Annotated in this window: 19 protein-coding genes and 1 pseudogene; 12 read left to right on the plus strand and 8 right to left on the minus strand. The window is 63.0% G+C overall.

Features of this window, described 5'->3' with window-relative positions; translation table 11 throughout:
• The first annotated feature begins 59 nt into the window (after positions 1-59).
• A complete protein-coding gene (locus LRS56_07650; protein WDU64347.1) occupies positions 60-767 on the plus strand; it encodes a YebC/PmpR family DNA-binding transcriptional regulator in 708 nt (235 codons plus the stop codon).
• A 122-nt stretch (positions 768-889) separates the two neighbouring features.
• On the opposite strand, the gene LRS56_07655 is transcribed toward LRS56_07650, so the two are convergent.
• On the minus strand, positions 890-2191 hold the full coding sequence (locus LRS56_07655) for a leucine-rich repeat-containing protein kinase family protein (protein WDU64348.1): 1302 nt from the start codon (positions 2189-2191) through the stop codon (positions 890-892).
• 39 nt (positions 2192-2230) lie between these two features.
• Positions 2231-3319, minus strand: a complete 1089-nt coding sequence (zapE, locus tag LRS56_07660) for a cell division protein ZapE (protein ID WDU64349.1) — start codon at positions 3317-3319, stop codon at positions 2231-2233.
• Positions 3320-3521: 202 nt separating this feature from the next.
• On the opposite strand from zapE, the gene LRS56_07665 reads away from it, so the two are divergent.
• The 8 genes from LRS56_07665 (at position 3522) to LRS56_07700 (ending at position 10259) form a co-directional block, all read left to right on the plus strand.
• Entirely contained in the window at positions 3522-3776 is a 255-nt protein-coding gene (locus LRS56_07665; protein WDU64350.1) for a hypothetical protein, read from the plus strand.
• 116 nt (positions 3777-3892) lie between these two features.
• A complete protein-coding gene (locus LRS56_07670; protein WDU65705.1) occupies positions 3893-4405 on the plus strand; it encodes a spore coat U domain-containing protein in 513 nt (170 codons plus the stop codon).
• Between the two features lie 93 nt (positions 4406-4498).
• Positions 4499-5023, plus strand: coding sequence for a spore coat U domain-containing protein (locus tag LRS56_07675; GenBank protein ID WDU64351.1), 525 nt, complete (start codon positions 4499-4501; stop codon positions 5021-5023).
• Positions 5024-5042: 19 nt separating this feature from the next.
• Positions 5043-5579 (plus strand): spore coat U domain-containing protein, encoded by a 537-nt coding sequence (locus LRS56_07680; GenBank protein WDU64352.1) that lies wholly within the window; start codon positions 5043-5045, stop codon positions 5577-5579.
• A 5-nt stretch (positions 5580-5584) separates the two neighbouring features.
• Positions 5585-6079, plus strand: a complete 495-nt coding sequence (locus LRS56_07685) for a spore coat U domain-containing protein (protein WDU64353.1) — start codon at positions 5585-5587, stop codon at positions 6077-6079.
• 48 nt (positions 6080-6127) lie between these two features.
• Positions 6128-6907 carry a molecular chaperone gene (locus LRS56_07690; GenBank protein ID WDU65706.1) on the plus strand — a complete coding sequence of 260 codons (780 nt, stop codon included), beginning with the start codon at positions 6128-6130 and terminating at the stop codon, positions 6905-6907.
• Between the two features lie 45 nt (positions 6908-6952).
• Positions 6953-9262 carry a fimbria/pilus outer membrane usher protein gene (locus tag LRS56_07695; protein WDU65707.1) on the plus strand — a complete coding sequence of 770 codons (2310 nt, stop codon included), beginning with the start codon at positions 6953-6955 and terminating at the stop codon, positions 9260-9262.
• 22 nt (positions 9263-9284) lie between these two features.
• Complete coding sequence (locus LRS56_07700) at positions 9285-10259, plus strand: spore coat U domain-containing protein (GenBank protein WDU65708.1); 975 nt, start codon at positions 9285-9287, stop codon at positions 10257-10259.
• Here LRS56_07700 and LRS56_07705 read toward each other — a convergent pair.
• Entirely contained in the window at positions 10256-10993 is a 738-nt protein-coding gene (locus LRS56_07705; protein ID WDU64354.1) for an anti-sigma factor, read from the minus strand. The genes LRS56_07700 and LRS56_07705 overlap by 4 nt on opposite strands.
• Complete coding sequence (locus tag LRS56_07710; protein WDU64355.1) at positions 10990-11496, minus strand: sigma-70 family RNA polymerase sigma factor; 507 nt, start codon at positions 11494-11496, stop codon at positions 10990-10992. The genes LRS56_07705 and LRS56_07710 overlap by 4 nt, the downstream gene beginning before the upstream one ends.
• Before the next feature lie 169 nt (positions 11497-11665).
• Here LRS56_07710 and LRS56_07715 point away from each other — a divergent pair, with 169 nt between their 5' ends.
• The gene (locus LRS56_07715; GenBank protein WDU64356.1) at positions 11666-12748 is read left to right on the plus strand and encodes a catalase family peroxidase; all 1083 of its coding nucleotides are present in this window, start codon (positions 11666-11668) and stop codon (positions 12746-12748) included.
• On the plus strand, positions 12745-13284 hold the full coding sequence (locus LRS56_07720; GenBank protein ID WDU64357.1) for a cytochrome b/b6 domain-containing protein: 540 nt from the start codon (positions 12745-12747) through the stop codon (positions 13282-13284). The genes LRS56_07715 and LRS56_07720 overlap by 4 nt, the downstream gene beginning before the upstream one ends.
• A 151-nt stretch (positions 13285-13435) precedes the next feature.
• Here LRS56_07720 and LRS56_07725 read toward each other — a convergent pair whose 3' ends face one another.
• Together LRS56_07725 and LRS56_07730 are read right to left on the minus strand one after the other, a co-directional pair.
• Positions 13436-14587 carry a M14-type cytosolic carboxypeptidase gene (locus LRS56_07725; protein WDU64358.1) on the minus strand — a complete coding sequence of 384 codons (1152 nt, stop codon included), beginning with the start codon at positions 14585-14587 and terminating at the stop codon, positions 13436-13438.
• A gap of 464 nt (positions 14588-15051) precedes the next feature.
• Complete coding sequence (locus tag LRS56_07730) at positions 15052-15402, minus strand: DUF3077 domain-containing protein (GenBank protein WDU64359.1); 351 nt, start codon at positions 15400-15402, stop codon at positions 15052-15054.
• Here LRS56_07730 and LRS56_07735 point away from each other — a divergent pair.
• Positions 15349-16173 (plus strand): helix-turn-helix domain-containing protein, encoded by an 825-nt coding sequence (locus LRS56_07735; GenBank protein WDU64360.1) that lies wholly within the window; start codon positions 15349-15351, stop codon positions 16171-16173. The two genes, LRS56_07730 and LRS56_07735, sit on opposite strands and share 54 nt — an antisense overlap.
• On the opposite strand, the pseudogene LRS56_07740 reads toward LRS56_07735, so the two are convergent.
• Both LRS56_07740 and LRS56_07745 read right to left on the minus strand, forming a co-directional pair.
• Positions 16170-18094 (minus strand): annotated as a pseudogene (locus LRS56_07740) (acetyl/propionyl/methylcrotonyl-CoA carboxylase subunit alpha). The gene LRS56_07735 and the pseudogene LRS56_07740 overlap by 4 nt on opposite strands.
• The gene (locus LRS56_07745) at positions 18091-18897 is read right to left on the minus strand and encodes a gamma-carboxygeranoyl-CoA hydratase (protein ID WDU64361.1); all 807 of its coding nucleotides are present in this window, start codon (positions 18895-18897) and stop codon (positions 18091-18093) included. Before LRS56_07745 ends, LRS56_07740 begins: the two are co-directional and overlap by 4 nt.
• Between the last annotated feature and the right edge of the window lie 5 nt (positions 18898-18902).

Below are 18902 nucleotides of genomic sequence, written 5' to 3' on the forward strand. Positions count from 1 at the left end.
CTGCCCCCAAAGCGCCGGCCAGTAGACGTTTCGGCGCGATGGACAGAAGAGAGTGAGTCATGGGCGCACAGTGGAAAGTCAAACATAAAGAAGCGGCAGCCAATGCCAAGGGCAAGATCTTCGGCAAGCTGGTGAAAGAAATCACTATCGCCGCCCGCAACGGTGCCGATACGTCGACCAACGCCCACCTGCGTCTGGTGGTGGAACAGGCCAAAAAGGCCTCGATGCCCAAGGAAACCCTGGACCGCGCCATCAAGAAAGGCGCCGGTCTGCTCGGCGAAACCGTGCAGTACCACCGCGTGACCTACGAAGGGTTCGCCCCGCACCAGGTGCCGCTGATCGTCGAGTGCGTGACCGACAACATCAACCGTACCGTGGCGGAAATCCGCGTGGCGTTCCGCAAGGGGCAATTGGGCGCTTCCGGCTCGGTGGCCTGGGACTTCAACCACGTCGGCCTGATCGAAGCGCAGCCGGACACTCCGGACGCCGACCCGGAAATGGCCGCCATCGAAGCTGGCGCCCAGGATTTCGAAGATGGTGAAGAAGAGGGCACCACCCTGTTCATCACCGAGACCACCGACCTCGACGCCGTGCAAAAAGCCCTGCCGGAGCAGGGTTTCACCGTGCTGTCGGCCAAGCTTGGCTACCTCTCGAAGAACCCGGTAAGCGGGTTGACCGATGAGCAAATGGCTGAAGTTGAAGCCTTCCTCGAAGGGCTGGACAACCATGACGACGTGCAGGACATGTTCGTCGGCCTGGCCGGTTGATTCATAGCTGAATAACCGTGGTCAAAATGTGGGAGCGGGCTTGCTCGCGAATGCGCAGTGTCAGTCGACCTATTTACTGGCTGATATACCGCATTCGCGAGCAAGCCCGCTCCCACATTGGATCAGTGGTGTTGGACAGACTTCAGGATAACTTCGATTTCTCCGAACCCCGGTCGTGCCAGCACATCCGGCTGACAGCAATTTTTTTGTAGCGCTACCAGCTCGTCACTCACCTGTGCGTCAACCCGCTCCAACAACTCTCCCAACAACACCCCGAACGCCCGCACCTCAATACGCTGCAACGCCTTGGTCTCCACGGTATCCGCCGTGGCGTGGAACGACGCCGCGCCAAAATCCCCCAGTAAGCAATCGCCCGCCGCATTCCACAGAATGTTGTGGCCGTACAGGTCGCCATGGGTGATGCCGTGCCGGTGCAAGTGTGCGGCCACCGAGGCGATGCCACGGGCCATGCGCAAAGCCGTTTCGGCGCTGAAGCGGGTGCCGGGCGCGTAGATGTCCCGGGTGCATGAGGCCAGGCTCGGCAGGCCGGCGAGGTTGCTGTAGCTCGGGTCGATCAGGTCCATTACCAAGGCAGCCTGGGCCTCGGGGTGGCCGACGACGCGACCCTCGACCTTGATCAGATTGGGATGCAGCCCGGCAGCGATGCAGGCCTGCATTTCGTGCAGCGGTGAACCGTCGCTGGTGATCGTGCCTTTGTACAGTTTGACCGCGACCGGCATGGCCCGCGGTTTCCACAACGCCTTGCGGATGATCCCGGAAGCGCCTTCGCCCAACACTTCGCCCAGTTCCAGTTCCGCCCAGGGGATATTCGGCGTGGCGTCGTCGGCGGCCACGTCCACCGCCATTTCCACCGGGTTACCGGCGTAGGCCAGCCAGGTCAGGCTTGGCAGCGCCAGCAGCCAAGGCGGCAGTTGCGTCAGGCGGTTGGAGGCGATGCGGATCAATTCCAGGTTTTTGCAGTTGGCCAGGCTTTGCGGCAGGTGCGCCAACTGGTTACCGGCCAGCATCAGCTTTTGCAGCAACGGCCGCTCGCCCAACTCATCGGGCAATTGGCTGACGCGGTTATCGGTGAGGATCAGCCAGCGCAACAACGGCGGCAGGGCGGCGGCGGGCACATGGCTGATCTGGTTGGCCTTGAAGCCGATCATGCTCAACTTGGCGCACTGGCCGAGGCATTCGGGCAGTTCGGTAAAGACGTTGTCCGAGCAGAACAGCACGCGCAGGTGCGGCAAGCGGTGCAGGTCGTCAGGCAGGCGGTTCAGCGCATTGCCGCTGAGGTTGAGGATTTCCAGCGAGTCGGCCAGTTCGAAAATTTCCCGGGGAAATTCGGTCAGCCCGCAGGACAGGTCCAGGCGTGTGATACCGGCCAATTGGCCAGCCTTGAGTTGGGCGAGAGTATGCATGAACGGCGCGGTCACTCGGCAAGAGGGCTTAAAAGGCCCTCATGATACCGGGTCGGGCACCCGATGCTGCAACTGGTTCAGGCGGCTGGCGGTACGCGCCAGGTCGATGGCCTGGCCCGCCAGGGATTCAGCCAGGGGCCGCTCACCGATCAGGATCAGGTGCTTGTCCTGGTCGTACAGCACATCCACCAGGTTGATGAAACGCTGCTGTACGGCGATCGGGCAATCCCCTAACTGCGGTAGGCCGTCGATGATCCAGTGGTCGAAGTCACGGCACAGCAGCAGGTAGTCCATGACTGCCGTGGGTTGTTCGCACAGGTCGTTGAAGGTGAAAGCGATGGTGCGGCCCTGATGCCGACGCACCTGCAACTGGCGGCTGCCGACGGGCAGGGTGAGGGCGGGGCTGTCGGCCGCCGGCAACCCTAAGGCCGTACGTTGCGCCGGGCTTCCCGGCCAGATGAACTGGCCTTGAGTAAAGCGCTGCTGGCCATGGTTCTGTGGCAGCCCGCGGTAATCCTGGGGGGCGTCGACTTGCATCACGTCCATGCGTGCGCCGATCAGTTCGATTACCGGCTTGAAGCGCTGGTGATACAACGGGTTCGGCAGCAGCCCTGCGGGCGGGTAATTGGAGGTCACGAGCACCAGCACGCCGCGCTCGAACAGCGCCTTGAACAGGCGGGTGATCAGCATCGCGTCGCCGATGTCGTGGACATGGAACTCGTCGAAACACAGCACGCGGCAGCCTTCGAGCAGCTCATCCAGGGTCACGGCGAGGGCGTCGTCCTGCTGGCGATGTTTGAACATGCCCTGATGCAGGCGGGCGAAAAAGTCGTGGAAGTGCACCCGTTGTTTCTCCGCCAGCGCCAGCGCCTGGAAAAACCCATCCAGCAGCCAGCTTTTACCGCGCCCCACTGCGCCGTGCAGGTACAGACTGCGCGGCGCCTGGCCCGCCGCGAGGGCGCTGGCGATTTGCGCCATGCGTTCGATCACCTGCTGCTGGCTGGGGCTCAGGGTGTAGCCCTGGCGCTCGGCCTTGTGCTGGAAATACGCCGACACATCACCGGACGCAGGCGCAGCCGGGGCGGGTTTGCCGAATAAACGGCGCAGGGCGGAGGGGAGGGCAGCCAATGACAGGGTTCCGTTGCGTGGAGGGCGCTAGCTTGCGGGCGATGGCGCTAATTTAACCAATACAAAATGTGGCGGCCAGCAATCTCAAAACAAGATGGGTAGCGCCGCGTGTCGGCTGCTACGCAAAATCAATGCAGGCACATAGCCATCTCGTATATTCTCGGCAACGTTTCCCTCCCTCGCGATTGCTTCAAGGCCACTCATGTTCGTCATCCATCGCCTCCTGTTGGTATTGGGCGCTTGCTGCCTGTGGGTCAACGCCACCCAGGCCGCCGTCGGCAGCGGCACGATCGCGGTGCGGCTGGTGATTACTGCCGGCTGTGAAGTGACCCAACGTTCGGCCGATGCCCACCCGGCTGTGCGCTGCAGCGCCGCGCCCGATAGCCCTACCCAATTTACCGTCAGCACCGCCCACGAAGCGGGCAACCCGCGCACCGTGGTAACCCTGAACTGGTAAGAAAATTCCTGCCTTGTAACAGGCAAATTCCTGACGCGACTGGCAGCTTTGTCCTGCACTGCTACCCTGACCTTGGTACACCATTCCTCAAAAGGACTGAGGCTGTGAATGGATCTATGGTTTTGGCAGTGCTGAGCACGTTTTGCAGCACGCAGCTGTTGGCCGCGCAACTCCAGGTGGAGGTGCGCGTCAATGTGATGCGTGGCTGCCAGTTGGTCGGTCTCACCCGTGAAGCGGGGATCGAGCAGCTGGGTGTGCTCGATTTCGGCAGTACCGCGCGTCTCAATGACCCCGCCGGCCCCCTCAGCGCCGCGTTGCCCAGCACCCGCCAGCCACGCCTGGAATGCAACCCCGACACCCCCTATCAAGTGCGCATCGACGGCGGCCTGCATGGCGGGGTCGGCGAGGTGCGCTACCTGGCGGGCGACTCACGCAGCTCGCCGATTCCCTATCGCCTGTACCGCGATGCCGCCCGGCGGGTGGCGCTGCCGGTGAATGAAGCTGTCAGCGGCACCGTGCCCGACAGCGGCTCAGTGGAACTGCCGCTCTATGCACGCATTGAACCCTTGGCCCAGATACCCAACGTGAGTCGCTACAGCGATGTGCTGAAGGTCACGGTGACCTGGTAAACGCAGCAACTGCCGGGTGGACTCGGCAGGTAAAGGAATGTCGCCCATGGTTAGGCGGCCAGTCGGTTTTATCCTGATGGAAGTGGGATTGATATGAAGCATTTCACCCGCACTGCGCTGTTCTTAAGCCCCCTGCTGTTTATTGCAGGGGATGCCGACGCGGTGATTACCGGCAGCATCCAGGCCCGGCTGGTGATCCTGCCGGCCTGCGAGGTCAGTGCCGGGGGCGTGGAGCAGCCCGCCAACCTCGGTCAATTGAATTTCGGCGACCAGGCTCCCACCTGGACGCGCCCGCTCAACGCCAATATCGAAGGCAGCGGCGGGTCGCTGCAGGTCACCTGCAATGCCTCGGTGCGCGGCTTCAACGTGACCATCGATGGCGGCGTCAACGGTGACGGCACCACCCGGCGCCTGAGCAACGGCCGCCAAACCATTCCCTATCGACTCACGGCCGATGCCGCCGGCACCGACAGCTATCGCATCGGCCAACAACGCAATTTCGCCGTCAGCCCCGGCAACCAGGGGCCGATCCCGGTCTACGGTGCCGTGGTGGCGAATACCAGCGCACTGCCCGCAGGCACCTACCGCGACATCCTGACGGTCACGCTGGATTGGTAACTCAACAGAGGAAAAGCTCATGCATCCACTTGCTTTGCGTCTCGCTGTACCCTTTCTGGGCCTGACCCTGGCGGCCGGCGCGCATGCCGCCACCACCGTCACCGGGCAGATCAGCTCCTCGCTGATCCTAACCAGCAGTTGCTTGGTCAACGGCGGCGCCGGCGCCACCAACCTGAACTTCGGTAGCCTGAACTTCGGCACCACCGACAGCCTGTTCACCCAGGCCGGTACCCAACTGGTGGCCGCCGGCGGTGGCGCCGTATCGATCCAGTGCTCGGCCGGCACCACGCCCACCGTGACCATCCAGGGCGGCCTGCATGACGGGCAATCCACCGGGGGTACCCGTGCGTTGTACGACGGCGTGGCCAACTTCGTGCCGTATGACCTCTACACCGACTCCGGTTACAACAACATTCTGGCGTCCAACGGGGTGATCAACCTGGCGGCCAGCACCGGGGCTGCGCAAACCATCAACCTGTATGGCAAGGCCGTGGGTAAACCGGGGCTGCCGGCGGGTACCTACCAGGACACCATCTCTGTGCAATTGAGCTTCTGACCGCCATGGCCGGCCATGGCTGCGCGATGGTGCTGCTGGCTTGTGCGAGCAGCTTGCCGCTACCGTTGGCGGCCGTCACCAGTGCGAGTTTCCAGGTCAGCGCCAGCATCATTGCCGGCTGCAACGTGGCGTCCACCACCTACGGCAACCTGAACTACGGCAGCTATTCGGCGCTGTCCACCAATACGGTGTCGGCCGGGCTGACCAGCGCCTTGCAGGTGCAGTGCACGCCGGGGGTAACGCTGAGCATGAGCGTGGACGGCGGCAAAAACAGCAGCAGCGGGCGCCGCCTCAAGCTCAACACCGGCACGGCCACCGTGGCGTACCAGTTGTTCAGCGATGCGGGCCTGAGCCAGGTAATCGGCATTGGCCAGAGCGTAAATGTGGCCTACAGCAATGCCAACAACATCACCTTGCCGATCTACGGCCGGGTGGTGTTACCGGGGAATCAGCCGGCGGGGACCTACAGCGATGTGCTGCAGGTACAGCTGACCTTTTAAGGACGTTTGAATTGAAGCTTTTTTCAATCTAAGGAGCAGAGCTTGCCTATGTGTTTACCCAAGGTCTTGCGTCACGCATGGCTGACCATGGCCCTGCTGGGTGCAAGCCAGGCGCAGGCCGCCAGCTCGGTGCTGATCTGGCCGATCGACCCGGTGCTGGAGGCCGACCAACAGGCCGGCGCACTGTGGTTGGAAAACCGTGGGAATGAAACCGCCAACCTGCAGATTCGCGTATTCGCCTGGCGCCAGAGCGGGTTTGATGACCAGTACCAGAACCAGCGCGACGTGATTGGCAGCCCGCCCGTGGCGCGTATCGAGCCTGGCCAGAAGCAGTTGGTGCGCCTGACCCGCACCCGCGAGGTGCCCCAGGGCCAGGAGCTGGCTTACCGGATCATCATTGATGAGATCCCTGCACCCAGGCCCGCCGGCAATGAGGCGCAAGGCAAGACGGCGGCGTCGATCCAGTTCCAGATGCGTTACTCGGTGCCGTTGTTTGCCTACGGTGCGGGGTTGTGGAGCAAGGAAGACCTGACACGCCAACGCGACCCCAACGGCGCGGGCAAGCCGGACCTGAGCTGGCGCAAGGTGGTCGAGGGCGGGCGCTCCTATATCGAGATCCGCAACCAGGGCGCGGTGCATGCGCGGTTGACGGATGTGGCGATCAAGCAGGGCGGCCAGAACCGGCCGGTGACCGAGGGCCTGATGGGCTACGTGTTGCCGGGTGCAAGCATGCGCTGGCCGGTGGCGGAACCCTTGGCCGGTGGCCAGGAGCTGCTGCTTAAAGTCAACGGTGCGCCGACGGTACAGAGCGTCAAGCCCGGTCAGTAAAAACAGGGAGTGAGCTGAGTGTCGGCTCGAGCGCGATGGATCGCCATGGGGTGTTGCTGTCTGGTGTTTATTCCAGGGGCAGGTGCCGGTGAGCTGCCGCCACCGCCCACCAGCCTTGAGGCAATGCCCGATGCGCAGTTGTACCTGCAATTGCTGGTCAACCAGATGGACACCGCCAAGGTGGTCGTGGTTGAGCAGCGAGCGGGCCAGTTGTACATGTCTGCCGCCGACCTGCAGGCGATCGGCATGAAGCTGCCCGCGTCGGTGGCCGCCGAAGTGGCCCTGGAGCAGTTGCCCGGGCTGCACAGCGAGTACGACAGCCATGGCCAGCGCCTGCTGCTGAGTGTGCCGCCGGATTGGCTGCCGGCGCAGTTCCTCGGCAACCGCAAGGCGTACCCGCGCACTGAGGCCATGACCAGTTTCGGCGCGATGCTCAACTATGACTTGTACCTGAACGACACCGACGATTCGGGCACCTACCTCGCCGCCTGGAACGAGGTGCGGGTGTTCGACACCTGGGGCACCTTGTCCAACACCGGGCAGTATCGCCGCAGTTTCGGTGCCAACCCCGGCAGTGGGCTCAGCGACGGATACTTGCGCTATGACACCACCTGGCGCTATTCCGACGATGAGAGCCTGCTGACCTATGAGGCCGGCGACCTGGTGAGCGGCGCCTTGCCCTGGAGCAATTCGGTGCGTCTGGGCGGCGTGCAGCTGTCGCGCGATTTTGCCGTGCGCCCGGACCTGGTGACCTACCCCTTGCCGCAGTTCGCCGGTGAGGCGGCGGTACCGTCCTCGGTGGACCTGTTTATCAATGGCTTCAAATCCTCCAGCGATAACGTGCAGCCGGGGCCCTACACCCTGACCAATATTCCGTTTATCAACGGCGCGGGCGAGGCAGTGGTGGTGACCACCGACGCCCTTGGCCGGCAGGTGTCGACCACCGTGCCGTTTTATGTCACCAGCAGTTTGCTGCAAAAGGGGCTGTCGGATTTCTCGGTGGCCGCCGGTACACTGCGCCGCGACTATGCGCAGCAGGATTTTCGCTACGGCCAGGGCGTCACCTCCGGCAGCCTGCGCTATGGCGTGAGTGACATCTTTACCCTGGAAAGCCATGCCGAAGCCTCGAATGAACTGACCCTCGGCGGCGTCGGTGGCAACGTGCGGCTGGGTTCGTTCGGGGTGCTCAACAGCGCGGTCAGCCAGAGCCGTTTCGACGGGCGTCAGGGCCAGCAAGTCAGCCTGGGTTATCAGTACAGCAGCCAGCGTTACAGCCTGTCGTACCAACGCCTTGAGCGACATGAACAGTATGCCGACCTCACGGTGATCGACACGCCCACCATCAGCCTGAGCAAGCGCAGCGAGCAAGTCACCGCCAGCCTCAACCTCGACACCTGGGGCAGCCTGGGGGCGGGGTACTTCGATATCCGCGCTGCCGATGATTCGCGCACGCGCTTGCTCAACCTGACCTGGAATCGCCCGCTGTGGGGCAATAGCAGCTTTTATCTGTCGGCCAACCGCGAGATCGGCGACAGCAATTGGGCGGTGCAGGCCCAGGTGGTGATCCCGTTCGACCTCGACGCCAGCCTGAGCCTCAGCGTGGAGCGCAGCACCGCTGGCGAGAGCCGTCAGCGGGTCAATTTCAGCCGTGCGGTACCCGGCCCGGGCGGGGTGGGCTACAACCTCGGCTATGCCCACGGCCAGGGCGCGGATTATCGCCAGGCCGACCTGACCTGGCGCCTGCAATCTGTGCAGTTGCAAGCCGGCGTGTATGGCAGCAGCGACGCCGAAACCCGCTGGGCGGATGCCAGCGGCTCGCTGGTGTGGATGGACAAGCACGTGTTTGCCGCCAATCGGATCAACGATGCGTTTGTGGTGGTGAGTACCGACGGCTACGCCAAGGTCCCGGTGCGCTACGAAAACCAGTTGGTCGGCGAGACCGACAGCAGCGGTCGCCTGCTGGTGCCGTGGAGCAGCGGCTATTACCGCGGCAAGTATGAAATCGACCCGCTGAACCTGCCGGCCAATGTGCTGAGCCCTTCGGTGGAGCAGCGGGTGGCAGTGCGTCGGGGCAGCGGTTACTTGCTGGAGTTCCCACTGACCCGAATCAATGCCGCCAGTATTGAGCTGACGGATGAACACAATACGCCACTGCCCCTGGGGGCCAATGTGCTGCACGAACAGAGCGGCGCGGTGGCGGTGGTCGGCTGGGATGGCCTGGTGTACCTGGATAAGCTGGCGTCGCAGAACACCTTGCGCGTCACGCTGAACGACGGTGCCCGTTGCCAGGTGCAGTTTGCACTGCCGGAATCCGGCGAACAGGTGCCGATGATCGGCCCGTTGGTCTGTCGATGAACACAGGAGGTGTCGGGTGAACATGCGCGGTGGGGTGGCGGGGTTGATGCTGGCGGGGCTGAGCGGGCTGGCGTCCCAGGCGCAGGCGTTGTGTTCGGTGGCGGCAACCACGGCGGCCGGGTTCGGCGCGGTCAGTTCGGTGCTGGTGCGGACCACGGTGCAATCCACCTCGACCCTCAACGCCGGGTTGAGATGCACCGGCTCGCTGCTGAGCCTGTTGACCACCAACGATCATTTCTACGCGACGGTCAGCTCATCCACTGCCGGCCTGGTGGGGCCTACCGGGGATGTCATCAGCTACAACCTGTATGCGACTAACAACACCGGCGCGGCTTACCTGATAGCCCGCAACACACCCTATGATTTTGCCCGCAACGGGATTATCGATGCCTTGGGCCTGTTGGGCGGGTCCACCCCCAAGACGGTGCCGCTCTACATGGGCAGCATCATCGGCAGCAACGTTGCGGCCGGGATCTATACCGAAACCCTGAGCATCCACTGGGACTGGAACTATTGCTCCGGCATCGGCGCGCTGGGCATTTGCCTGGGGCGTGACACCAATAACGGCACCGCAACCCTGACGGTAAACATGACGGTCAGTAACGACTGCACGGTGACCGCACCGAATATCAGCTTCGGCGGAGCGCCCGTGGTCAGCGCCTTTGGCACGGTCAACCAGACCATCAATATCTCCTGCACCAAAGGCAGCGTGTACACCGTGGGCCTGGGCCCTGGCCAGAACGCGAGTGGAGGACGGCGGCGGATGGTCTCGGGGGCCAATTACCTGGCCTACGACGTCTTCCAGAGTGCCGGTACCACGGTGTGGGGCAGCGTGGGTGCGGCACGTCGCTCCAGCACCACGGCCGAGACCAACCCCGGCAGCGGGTTGGGGGTTGGCAGCCAGACGTTCAACTACAACGCCAAGGTCTATACCGACCAGACCACGCCGCCGGCCGGCACCTACACGGATAACGTGATCCTCGACGTGGGGTTCTAGAACTTCAGCAGCTGCGTGGTCGGCTGGCCCACCGGGGCCACCACGGCATAGTTGTAGCCGGCGCCGGACCAGTATTGCGCCTGCAAGCCATCGGCACTGCGGCTGCCACGGGGCAAGAAGCCATTTTCCGGGCCCGGTGGGCGGATGTAGAAACTGATGCGCCGGCCTTGCGGGTCTTCGTACAACACCATGGCCGCCGCGCCTTGCTCGGTGGTGAGCAGGCGCCCGCTGACTGGCATGAACCCCGCCGCGCTCAAGTCGGGCAGGCGATGGGCCTGGTTGAAATAGCGGTCAAGCCAGGCTTGCATATTGCCGCCACCCTGAACCTTGAAGTCGGCGGGCATGATGCCGTCCTGGGCAAACAGGCGGAACGCCTGCATCGCATCGGCCATGGGCAGCATCGGCGGCTGGGTGGCTTCGCGGGCATGCCAGCCGCCGAGGCCGCCAAGGCTGACCGCCAGCAGCAACACCGCCGCCGTGGCGAAGTGGCGGCGCGACTGGTGCCGGATGCGCTGACGGATCAGTGCCGGGTCCAGCGCCGGGTTGGCCGGTTGTTGCAGGGCCCCGCCCAGCGCGGCGCGCAGCAATTGCGCGTCCTGCTGCCAGGCGTGGACCTGCGCCGCGACCTCGGGGTGGTTCGCCAAGTAAGTTTCAAGCACACGCCGGTCGCTCTCCAGCAATTGGTGATCGACGTAAGCATGCAAATCGCGTTCGCTGGGGGGCAGGCTGATCATTTGAGTATCCGCAGGGAAGGGCTGGCGATTTCGCCATCACTGAGTTGGCGCAGGGCCTGGCGCGCGCGGGACAGGCGCGACATCACGGTGCCGATCGGTACATCCAGAATCTCGGCCACCTCCTTGTAGCTCAAGCCCTCGACCGAGACCCACAGCAGCAGAGCGCGCTGCTCGGTGTTGAGTTGATCGAACGCTTGCAGGGTCGACTGGGCGATCACCGTGCGCTCGACCGACGGCTGCGCATCATCGCGCCCGGTGAAAAATTCCAGCATGCGTGCGTAGCGCCGGGTGCGGCGGTGGGCGTCGAGGAACTGCCGGTAGAGGATCGAGAACAGCCAGGCGCGCAAATCGCCTTCAAGGCGTTTGTCGGCCCAACGGGTGATCGCCCGTTCGAGGGTCGACTGCACCAGGTCGTCGGCGCTGCTGGCGTTACGGGTCAGGGACACGGCAAAACGCCGCAGCCTGGGGATGAGTTCACGTAACTGTTCGTCGAGTTCATGCATGGGGTTCTGGCTGGTCACTACGCTGGGACTAGAGAGACGTCCGGCGTTGAAGGTTATTCCAGGCTGCGAAAAATAAACGGTGGGCCTGGGAATAGAGCGGATCGGCGTTCGTCTTAATGCTCCGACCTTATGTTCCACCGCCTAAGGCCCCTGGCCCTGGAGTTCTTTCATGGTAGATCACTCATCACCGCCCCGTCCTCCATTGAGCACTGCGAGCCTGATCGCGCGACTCGTGGGGATTGGGGCCGTGGTTGCCGTTGTTGCCGGGGCATTTGCCTACGTCAATGGCACCCTCGACCCACAACGCCTACGCCCGAAAACCCTGGTCAATGCCCTGGAGACCAACAACGGCGTGCACCCGGGTTTCCGGCGTAACCACGCCAAGGGCGTGTGCGTGGCCGGGTACTTCGAGAGCAGCGCCGAGGCGCGTGCCTACTCCAGCGCCCAAGTGTTCAGCGAGGCCAAGACCCCGGTGATCGGCCGCTTTGCCTTGCCCAGCGGCAACCCTTACGCGCCGGACAGTAGCGTGCCGATCCGCAGTTTTGCTTTGCAGTTCAGCCAGGCCAACGGCCAGCAATGGCGTACAGGGATGAACAGCATGCCGGTGTTCCCGGTGGGCACACCCGAGGCGTTCTACCAGATGCTCAAGGCCGGTGCGCCAGACCCGGCCACCGGCAAGCCGAACCCGGCGAGTATGCCGGCGTTCTTTGCCGCGCATCCCGAAACCGCAGCGTTTCTGGCCTGGGTCAAGACCGCCAAGCCTTCGGCCAGCTATGCGACCGAAACCTATAACGGGATCAATGCGTTTTATCTGGTGGGCGCCGATGGCAAGCGCCAGGCGGTGCGCTGGGGCGTGGTGCCGCAGAGCCAGGACGCCGCGGGCGATAGCGCGCCGGCGGGCAATGATTTTCTCGAGAAAGACCTGGTGCAACGCCTGGCCGCCGGGCCGTTGCGCTGGCAGTTGAACATGACCCTGGCCAACCCCGACGACCCGGTGGATGACGCGAGCAAACCCTGGGCCGGCGAACACACAGTACTGAACGCCGGCACCCTGGTGCTGCAAAGCAGCCAGCCGCAGGCGGACGGCGATTGCCGCGATATCAATTTTGACCCGCTGATTCTGCCCAGTGGTATCCAAGCCTCCAACGACCCATTGCTGGCGGCACGTTCGGCAGCCTATGCCAGTTCGTACGTACGCCGCGCCGGTGAAGTCAGTCCCCTGCACAGTGCCCCTCAGGAGTCGAAGCCATGAATGCCCAACCCCGGTTTTTCGCGCCTCTGGCGCGCCTGCTGCATTGGCTGATGGCCCTGATGATCATCGCCATGTTGTTTATTGGCGCGGGCATGGCTGCGTCAGTGTCGGAGCGTCATGAATGGCTGATTAACCTGCACAAACCCTTGGGGATCGCGATCCTGGCGTTGGTGCTTGTGCGTCTGGTGGTGCGTTTTTCCACGCAGCAACCGCCGCTGCCGGCGGACCTGCCACTGTGGCAGGTGCTGGCGGCCAAGGCGTCGCATGTGCTGCTGTATGCCTTGATGCTGGTATTGCCGCTGCTGGGCTGGGCGATGATTTCGGCGGCGGGTGACCCGGTTATGCTCAGCAGTTCGGTGCAGTTACCGGCGCTGATGGGCGCGAATGCCCCGTTGTTTGCGGTGCTGCGCAAGGCCCACGGCTATCTCGCCTACCTGTTGTTCCTGACGGTGCTGTTGCACCTGGCGGCGGCGCTGTTCCACGGGTTGATCCGTCGTGACGGCGTGCTGCAAAGCATGACCGGCACCAAGCACTGACGGCAGGTCTTTGTGGCGAGCGAGCTTGCTCGCGTTGGGCTGCGAAGCAGCCCTAAAACCTGCCGCCGCAGGGTGTCAGGTAATGGGGCGGTGCCTGTTATGAGGCCGCTTTGCGGCCCAACGCGAGCAAGCTCGCTCGCCACAACAGCCGTCAGCGCAAGATACTGACCACGTCGGCCACACTGCTCAACACGTCCTTGCCCAGCTGTTTGGAGCGCTCACCTGACCAACCGGTTTTCGGGTTGGGCGCGTCGTCGTTGTCCTTGAAGGGCATCTCCAGGGTCAGGGACAGGCAGTCGTACTGTTCGCCGACGGCATTGCAGGCCAGGGTCATATTGGCTTCGCCCGGCAGGTCGCGGGTGTAGCCGTGGACGGTCTGGAAGTCGCGGGTCAGGGCGCTCAAATGGCTGCGGAAGTGTTTTTCCAGGGCTTCGATACGCGGCGTGTAGCCTGGGTTGCCTTCGCAGCCGGCGGTGAAGACGTAGGGGATCTCTTCGTCGCCATGGATATCGAGGAACAGGTCGACGCCGTATTTTTCCATTTGCTGCTGTACGAACAGCACTTCAGGGCTGATGTCCTGGCTGGCGCTCTGCCAGGCACGGTTGAGGTCCTGGCCCATGGCGTTGGTGCGCAGGTGGCCATGGAAGGCGCCGTCCGGGTTCATGTTGGGCACCAGGTACAGGTCGGCGACCGCCAGCAGTTTTTTCAGCTCGGTGTCGCCATCCTGCTGCAGGCGTTCGATGATGCCTTCCATAAACCATTCGGCCATATGCTCGCCGGGATGTTGCTGCGCGATGATCCACACCTTGCGTCGGCCGTCGCCACCTTTGCCGCGGCGCAGCAGTTGGATATCACGGCCTTCGACACTTTTACCGGTGGCCAGCAACTGGGTGCCGGCGCGGTTCAGGGCCTGGTCGATCAGCCACTCGTGGCGTTCACGGCTGTAGGGTTCGAAGTAGGCTAGCCAGGCGTGCTTCTCGCGGGTTTCGAGGCTGATGTGCAGAATTTCGCCGTCAAACCGCGTGGGTACGCGAAACCAGTGGATATGGTCGTAGGACGCCACCGCGTTATAGCCGCTCCACGCGTGTTTGTAGGAGGACTTGCCCGCGTTGCTCAAGCGGAAGGTGTGGGTGTGGCCCACGTGCATGCCTTCGGCCTTGAAGTGGAACCATTGGAAATGTTGGCTGCGGGTATCGGGGTTGATTGCCAGCAGCAACTGGTAGGCATCGCTGGCGTCGAGTACCTGGATATTGCCACTGTCGAAGTCGGTGCTGATGCGGATGGAGGTCAAGGCCACGGTCATAGTCTGGTGCCTGAATATGAGTGTTGTGGCGGCTATCTTACACAGGAGTCTGGTGAAGACCGGATGCAAAATTGTTGCGAAGAGAAGGGGGGCGTCGTCCATGACGCCGCCGAAGCTTAGAATCTATGAGATTGATTCTCAAGCGCTATTTCGCAGAGATGTGAGCCAGAGCGCGTGACTGGCTTTCTTTTGGCGATGGTCTTTTGCTACCATGCGCGCCATCGAGCAACACACAGTCTTCATTAGCCTGAAGCCATGCCAGGGAAACTGGCAAAAAAAGACCCGGCCAAAGAGCCGGGTCAAAAACCGTGATTAGCCTGATGAGGAGATATTCCAAGAGTCCGACCTAAGGTCCCTTGGTCTATCGACTGATCTCGCGATCAGCTGGGTCCAATAATAATCATTCTCATTTTCAAGTCAAATGTTTTTATCCTTGAGATAGAAATATTTTTGCTGCGTGCCCGTTACGCGTTCGCCTGAACCTGGGGCACCTGTAACGATCGCTCCACCATCGCCTTCGCCATATCAATCAAATACACCACTGAAAACGCCAGGTCCCGGTGATTGCCCTGATGGCTGCTTGCCGATTCATAGGCCGTGGCCGCCGCACTGCGCAACAGCTCCGAGGCGTGCACCAGGGCTTCTTCCTGGCTGATGCCCGGCTTGATGGCGAACAGGGCCCCGTCCGGAGCTTGCGCCGACATGTTTTCTTTCAAGTAAAAATCCAATGCACGCTGGGCTGCACCGCTGCTGCGCAGGCCATGCAAGTCGTTGTGTTCAGGTGTTTCGGGCAGGAGGTACGGGCTCGTCGTCATAAGGGGCGGTACTCTGGGGTGGGTGTCGAAAACCTTATGCCCGATGATAGTACGTATCGTATTTATGTCGTTTTATGGATTACTACAAACTGTTTATTGCCCTGGAAAATACGCGCCGTATTGTCAGGCACCATGGATAACTGGATAGCGTTGGTCAAAGCCAACATGAAGGACCGCAAGGTCACGCAGGATGAACTGGCCGAACGCTTGGGCATGTCCCAGGGCGGTGTCGGCCATTGGCTCAACAAGCGTCGCGTGCCGAGCCTGGCGGACATGAACCGGTTGCTGGAAGCGTTGGGGCTCGGCTATCTGGAAGTGGCGCTGGAAATTCGCGAGCGTAGCGTTGAGGACGAGCCCGCGCCGCACACCCACTACAACCCGTATTTCCGTTACCCGGTCAGCGATTGGAAAGGTTTGTGTGAGGTCCGCGAGGAGCGCCCGGCGTATGGCGCCGCCCGCTTTGAATTGACCGATTACCGCGCCCACGGAGCAGCCTTCTGGCTGCCGGTCACGGGCGATGCCATGACCGCCCGCAGTGGCCTGAGCATCGGCGCCGGGATGATGATTCTGGTGGACCCGGCCATTGCGGCCGAACCCGGCAAGCTGGTGGTCGCGCAATGGGCCGATCAACCCCAGGCGACCTTCCGTCAATTGCTGGAGGAGAGCGGCCAGCTTTACCTGGTGCCGCTCAACCCCAGCTACCCGAAACAGCTGTTTACCGATGCTTGCCGCATCCTCGGCGTGGTCGTGCAGGCCACGGCGAAGCTCTAACTCGGCGTTTCCAGCTCCACCAGCGCGCAACCTTCGGCAACCATTTCGCCTTCCTGGCAGAACAGCGCCTTGACCACCCCGGCATGAGGCGCACGGATGCTGTGTTCCATCTTCATCGCTTCCAGCACCACCAGCGGCGTGCCGGCCTCCACGGTTTGGCCGATGCCGACCAGCACGCGCACGATGCTGCCATTCATCGGCGCCGTCAGGCCGCCTTGGTGCTGCTGGTTGGCTTCCACGGCGGCAATCGGATCGAACAGGCTGATGGCCTGCATCTCGCCGTCCCAGCGCAGAAACAGCTTACCTTCACTGCGTACCGCCAGATGGGCGCGCCGCACGCCCTGGCGTTCGATCAACAGTTGCTCGCCTTGCAACTGCGCGGCTTCGCCTGCCAGCGTCACCAGGCGGTCCTGCCCATTGCAGCTCAAATGCAGCGAGACCTCGGCCGGCAGCCCTGCGCGAAAACCTCGGTTGCTCGCCCACGGCCCGTCACCCGCGGGCAAACTCTGCATAAAGGCCGAGCCCGCCGTCTGCCAGAACTCGTCGCTTAACGCCCCTGGCACGGGCAGCAGTTGCTCCTGATAACGCGGGATAAACCCGGTATCCAGCTCCGCCGCCGCAAACGCCGGATGGCCGATGATGCGCCGCAGGAAACCCAGGTTGGTCTTGAGCCCACCGACGGCGAACTCATCGAGCATGCTCAATAGCCGCAGCCGTGCCTGTTCGCGGTCCTCGCCCCAGGCGATCAGCTTGCCGAGCATCGGGTCGTAGAAGGGCGAGACGTTGTCGCCTTGCTCGACGCCGCTGTCCACGCGACGGCCAGGGCCGGGTGCGGATTCACGGTACAGCGCCAGGTGCCCGGTGGCGGGCAGGAAATCATTCGAGGGGTCTTCGGCATACAAGCGCACTTCAATCGCATGGCCGATCAGCGGTACCTGCTCCTGGGTGATCGGCAGCGGCTCGCCCTGAGCCACACGAATCTGCCAGGCCACCAGGTCCAGGCCGGTAATCGCCTCGGTCACCGGGTGCTCAACCTGCAGCCGCGTGTTCATCTCCATAAAGAAGAACTCCCCGCGCGCATCCAGCAAGAACTCCACGGTGCCTGCGCCCACGTAGCCGATGGCCTGGGCTGCACGCACGGCCGCTTCGCCCATGGCCTTGCGTTGTTCGGCACTCAAGCCTGGCGCGGGGGCTTCTTCCACGACCTTCTGATGCCGGCGCTGGATCGAGCAATCGCGCTCATTGAGGTACAGGCAATGGCCATGCTGGTCGGCAAACACCTGGATCTCCACATGGCGTGGCTTGAGCAGGTATTTCTCCACCAGCATCTGGCTATTGCCGAAGGAGGACAGGGCCTCACGCTGGGCGGAGGCGAGGGCTTCGGCCAATTGGCTGACCTCCTCGACCACCTTCATGCCCTTGCCGCCACCGCCGGCTGTGGCTTTGAGCAACACCGGGTAGCCGATGCGCTCGCAGGCATCGCGAAAGGTTTCCAGGTCCTGGGCTTCGCCGTGATAGCCCGGCACCAGCGGCACCCCGGCGGTTTCCATCAACGCTTTGGCCGCCGACTTGCTGCCCATGGCATCGATGGCCGAGGCGGGCGGGCCGAGGAAGATCAACCCGGCCGCTTCAATCGCTCGGGCAAAGCCAGGGTTTTCCGACAGAAAGCCATAGCCCGGGTGGATTGCCTGCGCGCCGCTGGCCTGGGCGGCGGCGATCAGTTTATCGATTTGCAGGTAACTCTCGGTGGCCTTGCTGCCCCCAGGTCGACCCGAATGTCGGCTTCGCGGCTATGCCGCGCATCACGATCAATGGCGCTGTGCACCGCCACCGTGGTCAGCCCCATCGCCTTGGCCGTGCGCATCACCCGGCAGGCAATCTCGCCACGGTTGGCCACCAGCAGGGTGGTCAGTGTGCTCATGAGCGCGGCTCCTGTGGCTGCCAGCTCGGCGGGCGTTTTTGCAGGAAGGCACGCAAGCCTTCCTGGCCCTCGGCGCTGACGCGGATGCGTGCAATGGCATTCTCGCAATAGCGGCGCAGGGCCGGGGTGAGGGCGCCGTTACCCACTTCGCGCAGCAGGTCTTTGCTGGCGCGCATGGCGGCAGGGCTGTTTTGCAACAGGTTGGTGATCCACTGTTCGACTTGCTGATCCAGCTCGCTCGCGGGGTAACTCTCTGCCAGCAGGCCGATGTCTCGCGCACGCTGGCCGCCAAAACGTTCGGCGGTCAGGGCATAGCGCCGCGCCGCACGTTCGCCGATGGCCTGCACCACGAACGGGCTGATCACTGCCGGCGCCAGGCCGATGCGCACTTCCGACAGGCAGAACTGCGCATCGTCGGTGCCGATGGCCATGTCGCAGCAACTGATCAAGCCCAGCGCGCCACCATAGGCCGCGCCTTGCACTACGGCCAGGGTGGGGATTTTCAGCTTGGCCAGGTTGTACATCAGCTCCGCCAGTTCGCGGGCGTCGTCCAGGTTGGTGTGGTAGTCCAGCTCGGCGGATTGCTGCATCCAGGCCAGGTCGGCGCCGGCACTGAAATGCTTGCCGCGCCCGCGCAGTACCAGAAAGCGCAGGGATGCATCGGCCTGGACGTGATCGAGGGCGATGATCAGCTCGCGGATCATCTCGGCATTGAACGCGTTGTTCTTGGCTTCACGGCTGAGCCACAGCGTGGCGAAACCACGGCTGTCGGTGATCAGTTCGAGGGTATTGAAATCGCTCATGGGGT

The sequence above is a fragment of the Pseudomonas poae genome, from assembly GCA_028869255.1.
Lineage (GTDB): Bacteria > Pseudomonadota > Gammaproteobacteria > Pseudomonadales > Pseudomonadaceae > Aquipseudomonas > Aquipseudomonas poae_C.